The sequence below is a fragment of the Pseudoxanthomonas kalamensis DSM 18571 genome, from assembly GCF_010211745.1.
Classification (GTDB): Bacteria; Pseudomonadota; Gammaproteobacteria; order Xanthomonadales; family Xanthomonadaceae; genus Pseudoxanthomonas_A; species Pseudoxanthomonas_A kalamensis.
On the sequence record NZ_PDWQ01000001.1, the window covers coordinates 791,040 to 802,774 of the forward strand.

13 protein-coding genes are annotated in these 11,735 nt (G+C 65.4%); 11 read left to right on the plus strand and 2 right to left on the minus strand.

From position 1 onward, the window contains the following. The first annotated feature begins 214 nt into the window (after positions 1-214). A complete protein-coding gene (gene aceF / locus CSC70_RS03525; RefSeq protein ID WP_162455227.1) occupies positions 215-1,552 on the plus strand; it encodes a dihydrolipoyllysine-residue acetyltransferase in 1,338 nt (445 codons plus the stop codon). 13 nt (positions 1,553-1,565) lie between these two features. Continuing rightward, positions 1,566-3,356, plus strand: coding sequence for a dihydrolipoyl dehydrogenase (lpdA, locus tag CSC70_RS03530; RefSeq protein WP_162455228.1), 1,791 nt, complete (start codon positions 1,566-1,568; stop codon positions 3,354-3,356). A gap of 30 nt (positions 3,357-3,386) precedes the next feature. Here lpdA and CSC70_RS03535 read toward each other — a convergent pair whose 3' ends face one another. Beyond that, a complete protein-coding gene (locus CSC70_RS03535) occupies positions 3,387-3,590 on the minus strand; it encodes a DUF2061 domain-containing protein (RefSeq protein ID WP_162455229.1) in 204 nt (67 codons plus the stop codon). A gap of 341 nt (positions 3,591-3,931) precedes the next feature. On the opposite strand from CSC70_RS03535, the gene CSC70_RS03540 reads away from it, so the two are divergent. From CSC70_RS03540 to CSC70_RS03580, 9 genes are all read left to right on the plus strand, one after another. Continuing rightward, entirely contained in the window at positions 3,932-4,318 is a 387-nt protein-coding gene (locus tag CSC70_RS03540; protein WP_162455230.1) for an ATP synthase subunit I, read from the plus strand. Beyond that, on the plus strand, positions 4,308-5,180 hold the full coding sequence (gene atpB / locus CSC70_RS03545; protein ID WP_162455231.1) for a F0F1 ATP synthase subunit A: 873 nt from the start codon (positions 4,308-4,310) through the stop codon (positions 5,178-5,180). Before CSC70_RS03540 ends, atpB begins: the two co-directional genes overlap by 11 nt. Positions 5,181-5,271: 91 nt before the next feature. Continuing rightward, positions 5,272-5,547, plus strand: a complete 276-nt coding sequence (gene atpE / locus CSC70_RS03550; protein WP_162455232.1) for a F0F1 ATP synthase subunit C — start codon at positions 5,272-5,274, stop codon at positions 5,545-5,547. Positions 5,548-5,600: 53 nt separating this feature from the next. Continuing rightward, positions 5,601-6,071: a F0F1 ATP synthase subunit B gene (locus CSC70_RS03555; protein ID WP_162455233.1), complete on the plus strand. Its 471-nt coding sequence runs from the start codon at positions 5,601-5,603 to the stop codon at positions 6,069-6,071. Between the two features lie 2 nt (positions 6,072-6,073). Then, on the plus strand, positions 6,074-6,601 hold the full coding sequence (locus CSC70_RS03560; protein ID WP_162455234.1) for a F0F1 ATP synthase subunit delta: 528 nt from the start codon (positions 6,074-6,076) through the stop codon (positions 6,599-6,601). Between the two features lie 73 nt (positions 6,602-6,674). Continuing rightward, on the plus strand, positions 6,675-8,222 hold the full coding sequence (gene atpA / locus CSC70_RS03565; RefSeq protein ID WP_162455235.1) for a F0F1 ATP synthase subunit alpha: 1,548 nt from the start codon (positions 6,675-6,677) through the stop codon (positions 8,220-8,222). Positions 8,223-8,290: 68 nt separating this feature from the next. Next, a complete protein-coding gene (atpG, locus tag CSC70_RS03570; RefSeq protein WP_162455236.1) occupies positions 8,291-9,154 on the plus strand; it encodes a F0F1 ATP synthase subunit gamma in 864 nt (287 codons plus the stop codon). 107 nt (positions 9,155-9,261) lie between these two features. Then, the gene (atpD, locus tag CSC70_RS03575; protein WP_162455237.1) at positions 9,262-10,689 is read left to right on the plus strand and encodes a F0F1 ATP synthase subunit beta; all 1,428 of its coding nucleotides are present in this window, start codon (positions 9,262-9,264) and stop codon (positions 10,687-10,689) included. A 104-nt stretch (positions 10,690-10,793) separates the two neighbouring features. Further along, positions 10,794-11,219, plus strand: a complete 426-nt coding sequence (locus CSC70_RS03580; RefSeq protein WP_162455238.1) for a F0F1 ATP synthase subunit epsilon — start codon at positions 10,794-10,796, stop codon at positions 11,217-11,219. 76 nt (positions 11,220-11,295) lie between these two features. Here CSC70_RS03580 and CSC70_RS03585 read toward each other — a convergent pair whose 3' ends face one another. Then, positions 11,296-11,679 (minus strand): GtrA family protein, encoded by a 384-nt coding sequence (locus CSC70_RS03585; RefSeq protein WP_162455239.1) that lies wholly within the window; start codon positions 11,677-11,679, stop codon positions 11,296-11,298. Between the last annotated feature and the right edge of the window lie 56 nt (positions 11,680-11,735).

Genomic DNA, 11,735 nt, shown 5'->3' on the forward strand with positions numbered 1-11,735 from the left:
GTCGTCGCCCGTGGACGAAGGGACAGATGGCGATGCGGTCTGCTGATCCGACCAAAGCCATACCAGCGGCGTCGGTTTCGACGAATACGCGGCAGTATCGTCGGCATGGCCTGCCGAGACGGCGAAATTGCTGCACTGCAGAGGTTGTGCGCAGTGCGTTGCGCTGTCCACAATAGCAGTTCTCCCGTTCACGTGTTCCCCCGGAGTTCCCCGTATGGCTGAAGTCAAGGAAGCCCGCGTTCCCGATATCGGCGATTACAGCGATGTCCCCGTCATCGAGGTGCTGGTCGCGGTCGGCGATACGGTGAAGAAGGACCAGGGTTTGGTCACGCTGGAGTCGGACAAGGCGACGATGGAAGTGCCGTCGCCGTTCGATGGCGTGGTCAAGGAGCTGAAGGTCAAGCTGGGCGACGAATTGGCCGAAGGCAAGGTGGTGGCGCTGATCGAAGTCGGTGACACCGCGGCGGCGGCAGCGTCGGCCAGCGCGCCTGCGTCGAAGCCGGAACCACCTGCACCGGCGCCTGTTCCGGAAGCGAAACCGGTTGCGGTCGAGCCGGCTGAATTGACTGCCTTGTCGGCGGCCCCGCCGCAGTCGCCGCCGGTCAGTTTCGGCGCCGATAGCGTGTTGCCGTCCAAGGTGCCCTACGCCAGCCCGGCCGTGCGCCTGTTCGCGCGCGAACTGGGCGTCGATCTGTCGCAGGTCGCCGGCAGCGAGAAGGGTGGGCGCATCGGCAAGGCCGACGTGCAGAAATACGTCAAGGGCGTGATGTCCGGTACGGGCGCGCCGCCGCCGCCGGCAGGCGGCGGCAACGGTCTGAACCTGCTGCCGTGGCCGAAGGTGGATTTCTCCAAGTTCGGCGACACCGAGACGGTGCCGCTGTCGCGGATCAAGAAGATCTCCGGCGCCAACCTGGCGCGCAACTGGGCGATGATCCCGCATGTCACCCAGCATGAAGACGCCGACATCACCGAGCTGGAAGCGCTGCGGGTGAAGTTGAACAAGGAGAACGAGAAGGCCGGCATCAAGCTGACCATGCTGGCCTTCCTGATCAAGGCCAGTGCGGCGGCGCTGAAGAAATACCCCGAGTTCAACGCTTCGCTGGACGCCGCCGGCGAAAACCTGACCCTGAAGAAGTACTTCCACATCGGCTTCGCCGCCGACACGCCCAACGGGCTGGTGGTGCCGGTGCTGCGCGACGTGGACAGCAAGGGCGTGCTGCAGATCAGCCAGGAAATGGGCGACCTGGCGAAGAAGGCGCGCGACGGCAAGCTGGGTCCGGCCGACATGTCCGGCGGCTGCTTCTCGATTAGTTCGCTGGGCGGCATCGGCGGCACCAAGTTCACCCCGATCGTCAACGCGCCGGAAGTGGCGATCCTCGGCGTATCGAAATCGTCGATCCAGCCGGTCTGGGACGGTGCGCAGTTCCAGCCGCGGTTGATCCTGCCGCTGTCGCTGAGCTACGACCATCGCGTCATCGATGGCGCCGCCGCCGCGCGCTTCGCCGCGTACCTGGCGCAGGTGCTGGCCGACATGCGCCGCGTGCTGCTGTAAGGGGAACGGAAGAATGGCGAATATCGAAGTCAAGGTTCCCGATATCGGCGATTACAGCGACGTGCCGGTGATCGAGGTGCTGGTTGCGGTCGGCGACACGGTGACGAAGGACCAGGGCTTGGTCACGCTGGAGTCGGACAAGGCGACGATGGAAGTGCCGTCCTCGGCGGCTGGCGTGGTCAAGGAGCTGAGGGTCAAGCTGGGCGACAGCCTGTCCGAAGGCATGGTGGTAGCGATCCTGGAGGCTGAAGGCGCCGCTTCGGTGCCGGCGTCCGCCCCGGTGGCTCCTGCTGCCCCGGCTCCTGCCGCCGCGCCGCCGGCCGCACCCGCCGCTCCGGCACCGAAGGCCGCGACCGGTACCGGCAAGCCGGCCGACATCGAGTGTCGGATGGTGGTGATCGGTTCCGGCCCCGGCGGCTACACCGCGGCGTTCCGCGCCGCCGACCTCGGCTTGGACACGGTGCTGGTCGAACGCTACGACACGCTGGGTGGCGTCTGCCTCAACGTGGGCTGTATCCCGTCGAAGGCGTTGCTGCACGCGGCGGCGCTGATTGAGGAGGCGGCGCATTCGGACGCCATCGGTATCAGTTTCGGCAAGCCGAAGATCGACATCGACAAGCTGCGCGGCTTCAAGCAGGACAAGGTGGTCGGCCAGTTCACCAAGGGCCTGGCCGGCATGGCCAAGCAGCGCAAGGTGCGCACGGTGACCGGCGTGGCGAAGTTCGTTTCGCCGAATGAGCTCGAAATCGCCGGCGCCGGCGGCAAGACGCAGCTGCTGCGCTTCGAGCAATGCATCATCGCCGCCGGCTCGCAGGCGGTGAAGCTGCCCAACTTCCCGTGGGACGACCCGCGGGTGATGGATTCCACCGACGCCCTGCAGCTGGCCGAAGTGCCGAAAACGCTGCTGGTGGTCGGCGGCGGCATCATCGGTCTGGAAATGGCGACCGTGTACCGCGCGCTGGGCGCGCAGGTCACCGTGGTCGAGTTCATGGACCAACTGATGCCGGGTGCCGACAAGGATCTGGTCAAGCCGCTGGCCGACCGGCTGAAGAAGCAGGGTGTGGTCGTGCATCTCAAGACCAAGGCCGCCAAGGTCGAAGCGTCGAAGAAAGGCATTGCCGTGCATTTCGAAAGTGCCACCGAAGGCCAGGCGCCGGAACTGGAGTCCGGCATGTTTGATCGCGTGCTGGTCGCGGTCGGCCGCACGCCGAACGGCGGCAAGCTGGATGCCGACAAGGCCGGCGTGCAGGTGAGCGAACGCGGCTTCATCCCGGTCGACCGTCAGATGCGTACCAACGTGCCGCACATCTTCGCCATCGGCGATCTGGTCGGGCAGCCGATGCTGGCGCACAAGGCGACCCACGAAGGCAAGCTGGCCGCGGAAGTCGCCGCTGGCGAGAAGAAGGAGTGGGTGGCGCGGGTGATTCCGTCGGTGGCCTACACCGATCCGGAAATCGCCTGGACCGGTGTCACCGAGACCGAGGCCAAGGCCAGGGGCCTGAAAGTCGGCGTCGGCAAGTTCCCGTGGGTGGCTTCGGCGCGCGCGGTGGGCATCGGCCGCGGCGAGGGCTTCACCAAGCTGGTGTTCGACGAGGACAGCCACCGCATCATCGGCGCCGGCATCGTCGGCGTGCATGCCGGCGACCTGATCAGCGAACTGGCGCTGGCGATCGAGATGGGCTGCGAGGCGGCCGACATCGGTGCCACCGTGCATCCGCACCCGACGCTCAGCGAGTCGGTGGCGATGGCGGCCGAAGTCTACGAAGGCACGATCACCGACCTGTACATCCCGAAGAAGAAATAGCTGGCTCGCCCCGCCTGCGGGCGGGGAGGGTCAGACGGCCAATGCCTCGGACTGGCCGGAGCGCCGAAGCTCGCGCCGCTTCCAGAACTTCTCGTGGAAGTGGAACACCACCGTGTTGCAGGCCGGTTCCACCAGGGCCAGGGCGCCGCCAACCAGCCAGCTGCCGGTAAACAACCAGCCCAGCAGGAAAGCCACGCTGAAGTGCAGGGCGGCGAAGCTCATCGTCTTGGCCATGACCGACTCCAATTGAGAATGATTCCTATTATCTAGATGGGAGTTCTCTTGTCAAATGGATTGCTTGAAAGAAATTGATAGACATTTCCTATCGAAAGGTCGACCCCTTGACGGAGTCACCTCCTGTTCCGATGTGGCTGTACAGCTCGGGATACCCCGCCCTGCACGAGGCATCAGGAACGGTGTTTGCGGCAAGGCCGACGCCACGTCGACGCCATTCCGGCACCGCCGGCATTCGACCTTTGGCGGTTGCCGCTGAAAATTAACGACTGCTATACTTTCGCTGCTCGGCGAGGTGCTTTGATTGGCCTTGTCCCCCTGTCCACTTCCGGGCTTTTCGTGTGTCGAATTCGGTTGCCGCGGGCCGGCGGCTGGCATTGCGCGCGGCGGTCTGGCAGGCGGTTGCGGTAGCGATAGCGGCACTGGCCTTCCTGATCAAGGGGCCTCAGGCCGCCATCGCCGCGGCCGTGGGCGGAGCGGGAGTGGTGCTGGGCAATGCCCTGGCTGCGCATGTCGCGCTGGGCGGAGGGGTGGTGGCGGCCAGACCGGCGTTCAGGCGCTTGCTGATTGCCACGCTGCTGAAATGGACGGCGGCAATAACGGTATTCGCAGTGGCATTGGCTGTCTGGCGCATGGCGCCGCTGCCGGTGCTGGCAGGGTTCGCGACCGGCGTGGTGGCGTACCCGATCCTTTTGAATCTTAGTGTCAGGGTTGAACGTGAGCGCTGAAGCGGAAGCGGGTTCCGGCGGTTCCACCGCATACATCCAGCACCACCTGCAGCACCTGCAGTGGCAGGTCGGCGAGGGCAAGTTCATGACCCTCAACGTCGACAGTGTGGTGATTTCGCTGCTGCTGTCGCTGCTGTTCCTGGTGGTGTTCCTGCGCGTTTCGCGCAAGGCGACCGCCGGCGTGCCCGGCAAGTTCCAGACCTTCGTCGAGATGGTGGTCGGATTCGTCGACGGCCTGGTGCGCGAAACCTTCCACGGCCGCAGCAAGCTGATCGCGCCGCTGGCCATCACCATCTTCTGCATCGTGTTCCTGATGAACTTCATGGACATGATCCCGGTCGACTGGCTGCCGGGCGCGTGGATGAAGCTCAACGAGCTGGCCGGCCACGACCCCCATCATGCCTACCTGCGCGTGGTGCCGACCGCCGACCTCAACATCACCCTTGGCCTGTCGCTGATGGTGTTCCTGCTGATCCAGGTGTTCGCGATCGGGCACAAGGGCGTCGGCACCTTCGTCAAGGAAGCCTTCACCGCCCCGTTCCACGCCCACGGCGCGGTCGGCAAGATCATTCTGGCCCCGGTCAACCTGCTGCTGCGCGTGATTGAGGAACTGGTGCGCCCGCTGTCGCTGACCCTGAGACTGTTCGGCAACATGTACGCCGGCGAGCTGATCTTCATCCTGATCGCGCTGATGACCTGGAACGCGGCCTTCTCCAGCGGCCTCACCTACGTGATGGCGCCGATCCAGTTCATTTCCGGCTTCGTCTGGACCGCGTTCCATATCCTGGTCATCACCCTGCAGGCCTTCATTTTCATGATGCTGACCATCGTCTACCTGAGCATGTCGGTGGAAAGCCACTGATCGCGGCTTGCCGCGTTCCGCAAACGTTTCGCAGTACTGGTTTCAGTTCCTTTTACCCTTTCAATCAACTCGTAGCACCACGGAGAACACCATGGAAAACATTGCCCTGTACGCCGAAGTGGCGAAGTTCACGGTCATCGCGGCCGGCCTGCTGATCGGCCTTGGCGCCCTCGGTACCGCCATCGGCTTCGCCCTGCTGGGCGGCAAGTTCCTCGAGGGCTCGGCCCGCCAGCCGGAACTGACCCCGATGCTGCAGACCAAGATGTTCATCGTCGCCGGCTTGCTGGACGCGGTGCCGATCATCGGTGTGGCCATCGCCCTGCTGCTGATCTTCGCCAACCCGTTCCTCTCGGCGATCGCCGGCTGATCTAGCGCCCTGGCACGGCGTCGGCGCGACCCGCCGGCGCCCTGGAGTACGTCATGGATATCAATCTCACTTTCATCGTCCAGGGCCTCGCGTTCTTCGCGGTGGCGTGGTTGGTGATGAAGTTCGGCTGGCCGAGCATCATCGCGGCCATCGAAGAGCGTCAGCAGAAGATCGCCGAAGGCCTGGCCGCGGCCGACAACAGCCAGAAGGCGTTGGCTCAGGCGCAGGAACAGATCGACGACGAGCTGAAGCAGGCCCGCGCCAAGGCCAACGAGGTCATCGAGCAGGCCCACCAGCGCGCCAACCAGATCATCGAGGCGGCGCGCAACGAGGCGCTGACCGAAGCCGCGCGGCAGAAGGAAATCGCCCAGGCCGAGATCGAGGCGGCGACCAACCGTGCCCGCGAAGACCTGCGCAAGCAGGTGTCCGCGCTGGCGGTCACCGGCGCCGAGAAGCTGCTGCGGCGCGAGATCGACGCCAACGCGCACAAGGCCTTGCTCGACGAGCTGGCGGCCGAGATCTGACCATGAGCCAGGCTCTCACCCTCGCCCGTCCGTATGCCCGCGCCGCGTTCGGCATCGCCAGCGACGAAGGTCGGTTGCCGGCTTGGTCCGAAGCGCTCGGCCTGGCTGCGCGCGTGGCCGCTGATCCGCGAGTGGCGCCGTTGCTGCTGAATCCGGAACTGGACGACGCCGACGCCATTGCACTGGTCGGCAGCGATGCCGGCGGCGAAGCGTTCTCGCGCTTCCTGGCCCTGCTGGCCGAGAACCGCCGGTTGCCGCTGTTGCCGGAAATCGCCGGCCTGTACGAGGAGCTGCGCGCGGAAGCCGAGTGCGTGATCCGCGCCACGGTGACCTCGGCCGAGGCCTTGCCGGCGGCCGAACTGGACGGCATCAAGGTGGCGCTGAAGCGCCGCTTCGGCCGCGAAGTACAGGTCGAGACGGCGGTGGACGCCTCGCTGATCGGCGGCGCGGTCATCGACGCCGGCGACGTGGTGATCGACGGCTCGCTGAAGGGCAAGCTGGAGCGGCTGCAGACAGCTTTGGCGAATTAAACCGAAACACATGGGCGGGCCCCGGCCCACCGAACAGGATGGCGGGCCAGGGCCCGCCCTACAGGAAACCAAAATGGCTACCACGCTCAACCCCTCCGAAATCAGCGAACTGATCAAGACCCGGATAGAAAAGGTCAAGCTGGCCGCCGAGGCGCGCAACGAAGGCACCGTGACCAGCGTGTCCGACGGCATCGTGCGCATCTTCGGCCTGGCCGACGTGATGCAGGGCGAAATGATCGAACTGCCGGGCAACAGCTTCGCGCTGGCCCTGAACCTGGAGCGCGATTCGGTCGGCGCCGTGGTGCTGGGCGACTATGAGCACCTGCGCGAAGGCGACGTGGCCAAGACCACCGGCCGCATCCTGGAAGTGCCGACCGGTCCGGAGCTGCTGGGTCGTGTGGTCAACGCGCTGGGCGAGCCGATCGACGGCAAGGGCCCGATCGATGCCAAGACCCATGCCCCGGTGGAGCGCGTGGCCCCGGGCGTGATCTGGCGCAAGTCGGTATCGCAGCCGGTGCAGACCGGCTACAAGTCGGTCGACGCCATGATCCCGATCGGCCGCGGCCAGCGCGAGCTGATCATCGGCGACCGCCAGACCGGCAAGACCGCGCTGGCGGTCGACGCCATCATCAACCAGAAGGGTACCGGCGTTAAGTGCGTGTACGTGGCGATCGGGCAGAAGGCCTCGTCGGTGGCCAACGTGGTGCGCAAGCTGGAAGAGCACGGCGCGCTGGCACACACCATCGTGGTCGCCGCGACCGCCTCCGAATCGGCGGCGATGCAGTACATCAGCGCCTACTCCGGTTGCACGATGGGCGAATACTTCCTGGACCGTGGCGAAGACGCGCTGATCGTCTACGACGACCTGTCCAAGCAGGCGGTGGCCTATCGCCAGATCTCGCTGCTGCTGAAGCGCCCGCCGGGCCGCGAAGCCTATCCGGGCGACGTGTTTTACCTGCACAGCCGTTTGCTGGAGCGCGCCTGCCGCGTGTCCGAGGACTATGTCGAGAAGGCCACCGGCGGCGCCGTGAAGGGCAAGACCGGTTCGCTGACCGCGCTGCCGATCATCGAGACCCAGGCCGGCGACGTCTCCGCGTTCGTGCCGACCAACGTGATCTCGATCACCGACGGCCAGATCTTCCTGGAAACCGACCTGTTCAACGCCGGCATCCGCCCGGCGGTGAACGCCGGCATCTCGGTGTCGCGCGTCGGCGGCGCCGCGCAGACCAAGATCATCAAGAAGCTGTCGGGCGGCATCCGCATCTCGCTCGCCCAGTATCGTGAGCTGGCGGCGTTCGCCCAGTTCGCCTCGGATCTGGACGAAGCGACCCGCAAGCAGCTGGAGCGCGGTCAGCGCGTGACCGAGCTGATGAAGCAGAAACAGTACGCGCCGATGTCGATCGCGCATCAGGCGCTGTCGATCTACGCCGTCAACGAAGGCTATCTGGACGACGTGCCGGTCAACAGGATCCTAGCGTTCGAGGAATCGCTGCTGGCCCACTTCGACAACACCCTGGGCGACGTGGTCGGGAAGATCAACGACAGCGGCGACTGGAACGACGAGCTGGAAGCGGCGTTCAAGCAGGGCATCGAGGACTTCAAGAAGACCGGTAGCTGGTAATCGCAGGCGCGGCGCAAGCCGCGACGGGAGCCGCGGTTGATGCGGCGCCCACGACAGAGAGAGACGAAATGGCGGGCGGCAGAGAAATCAAAACCAAGATCAAGAGCGTGCAGAACACCCGCAAGGTGACCCGCGCGCTGGAAATGGTCTCGGCGTCCAAGATCCGCAAGGCGCAGGAGCGGATGAACGCTTCGCGCCCGTACGCGCGCGCCATGAAGCAGATGATCGGACACCTGGCCCAGGCCAATTCCGAGTATCAGCACCCGTACCTGGTCGAGCGCAAGGAGATCGGGCGGGTCGGATACATCGTGGTGTCGTCCGACCGCGGTCTGGCCGGTGGCCTGAACAACAACCTGTTCCGCAAGGCCGTCGGCGAGATGCGCCAATGGCAGCAGCAGGGCGCCGAGATCGACATGGTCACCATCGGCCAGAAGGCGTCGGCGTTCTTCCGCCGCATCAAGGTCGACATGCTGGCCAGCGTCACCCACCTGGGCGACGTGCCGCACCTGGACCAGCTGGTCGGCGTGATCAAGGTGATGCTGGATGCTTACGAATCCGGCAAGGTCGACCGCGTGTATCTGGTGTACAACGATTTCGTCAACACCATGACCCAGCGCGCGGCCTTCGACCAGTTGCTGCCGCTGGCCGCCGGCGAGCAGCTGGAGACCCGGCACGACTGGGACTACCTGTACGAGCCGGACGCGGAAGCGGTGCTGGAGCACGTGCTGACCCGCTACATCGAGTCGCTGGTGTACCAGGCGGTGCTGGAGAACGTGGCCTCCGAGCACGCGGCGCGCATGGTGGCGATGAAGGCCGCCAGCGACAACGCCAGCAAACTGATCGAAACGCTGAACCTGGCTTACAACAAGTCCCGGCAGGCGGCGATCACCCAGGAGATTTCCGAAATCGTCGGTGGCGCCGCAGCCGTCTGACGAGATCCACTGTAGGAGCGGCGCAAGCCGCGACCTGCAACCCGAACGAAGCGGTCGCGGCTCACGCCGCTCCTACAACGATATTGGAAAGTTAAGAGGAAACCAAAATGAGTCAGGGCAAGATCGTTCAGATCATCGGCGCGGTGGTAGACGTCGAGTTCCCGCGCAGCGAAGTGCCGAAGGTGTACGACGCGCTGAAGGTGCAGGGCACCGACATCACCCTGGAAGTGCAGCAGCAGCTGGGTGACGGCGTGGTGCGCACCATCGCGCTGGGCTCCACCGACGGCCTGAAGCGCAACCTGCTGGCCGACAACACCGGCAAGGCGATCTCGGTCCCGGTCGGCACCGGCACCCTCGGCCGCATCCTCGACGTGCTCGGCAACGCCATCGACGAGGCCGGCCCGGTCAAGGCCGCCGACCATTGGGAAATCCATCGCGCGGCGCCTTCGTACGAGGACCAGTCCTCGGCGACCGAGCTGCTGGAAACCGGCATCAAGGTGATCGACCTGATGTGCCCGTTCGCCAAGGGCGGCAAGGTCGGCCTGTTCGGCGGCGCCGGCGTCGGCAAGACCGTCAACATGATGGAGTTGATCAACAACATCGCCAAGGCGCACAGCGGTCTGTCGGTGTTCGCCGGCGTGGGCGAGCGTACCCGTGAAGGCAACGACTTCTACCACGAGATGATCGAGTCCGGCGTCGTCAACGTCGACACCCCGGAAGAATCCAAGGTGGCGATGGTCTACGGCCAGATGAACGAGCCGCCGGGCAACCGCCTGCGCGTCGCGCTGACCGGCCTGACCCTGGCCGAGTACTTCCGCGACGAGAAGGACGCTTCGGGCAAGGGCCGCGACGTGCTGCTGTTCGTCGACAACATCTACCGCTACACGCTGGCCGGTACCGAAGTGTCGGCGCTGCTGGGCCGCATGCCGTCGGCGGTGGGCTACCAGCCGACCCTGGCCGAGGAAATGGGCGTGTTGCAGGAACGCATCACCTCGACCAAGACCGGTTCGATCACCTCGATCCAGGCCGTGTACGTGCCCGCGGACGACCTGACCGACCCGTCGCCGGCGACCACCTTCGCCCACCTCGACGCCACCGTGGTGCTGAGCCGCAACATCGCTGCGCTGGGCATCTACCCGGCGGTCGATCCGCTGGATTCGACCAGCCGCCAGCTGGACCCGAACGTGATCGGCCACGAGCACTACGACACCGCGCGCCGGGTGCAGGCCACCCTGCAGAAGTACAAGGAACTGAAGGACATCATCGCCATCCTCGGCATGGACGAGTTGTCCGAAGAAGACAAGCAGGCGGTGTCGCGTGCGCGCAAGATCGAGCGCTTCTTCAGCCAGCCGTTCCACGTGGCCGAAGTGTTCACCGGCGCGCCCGGCAAGTACGTGTCGCTGAAGGACACCATCCGCGGCTTCAAGGGCATCGTCGACGGCGAGTACGACCACCTGCCGGAGCAGGCCTTCTACATGGTCGGCACCATCGAGGAAGCGGTCGAGAAGGCGGGCAAGATCGCAGAGAAGGCGTAAGAGCAGTGGTGAGAGAAGAGGAGTGAGGAGTCAGTAAAAGCCTTTCTCTTGTTCCTCACTTCTGACTTCTTACCTTCCCGGGCCGAACAAAGCGAGACCACATCATGGTATCCACCATCCGTTGCGACATCGTCAGTGCCGAGGCCGAGATCTTCCACGGCGAGGTCACCCTGGTCGTCGCCACCGGCGAAATCGGCGAGCTGGGCATCGTGCCCCGCCACGCGCCGCTGATCACCCGGCTGAAGCCGGGCAAGGTCGTGGTGACCCGCGACAACGGCGAAGTTCTGGACTTTGCGATCAGCGGCGGCATCCTCGAGGTACAGCCGCAGGTGGTGACTGTGCTGGCCGATACCGCGGTGCGCGCCGACGCCATCGACGAGGCCGCGGTGCGTGCAGCCAAGGAAGAGGCCGAGCGCGTGCTGGCGCAGAAGGATCCGAAGATGAGCATGGAAGAAGCGCAGCAGCAGCTGGCCATGAGCCTGGCCCAGCTGAGCGCGCTGGAGCGTCTGCGCAAGAACCTCAAGCACTGATCGGTCGGTCCCGGCCGATCCGCTGCAGCGCAAACGCCGGCCCTGTGCCGGCGTTGCGTTTTCCGGCTGTCAGGATTCAGCGATAGACCACATGCCGCCACAGGAAGAAGGCGGGCACCGCCAACGCGGCTTCCACCAGCGGCTTGGCCAGCCAGGCCAGCTGCAGCCCCATATGCTGGGCGACGCTGCTGACCAGCCAGGTGCTCAGTGCGGTCAGCGACAGCCAGATCAACACGAATTTCGTCAGTCGCCACCATCCCAGGCGGGCCTGGCCCTGGTGGGCGAAGGTATGCCGGCCATGCAGCCAGAAGCCCAGCAGGGCGCCGCTCACCCGCGCCAGCAGGTTGGCCGGCGGGGGCGGCATGCCCAGTGCAGTGGCGCCGACGAACACGCCCCAGTCGAGCAGTAGCTGCGCCGCGCCGACCAGCAGGAACAGCCGGCCTTGCCGCAGCAGGGTCATGCGAGGTGGTGTGAAGGGATCATCGATGCCGATCTTACGGTTGGCTGGCATAGAAT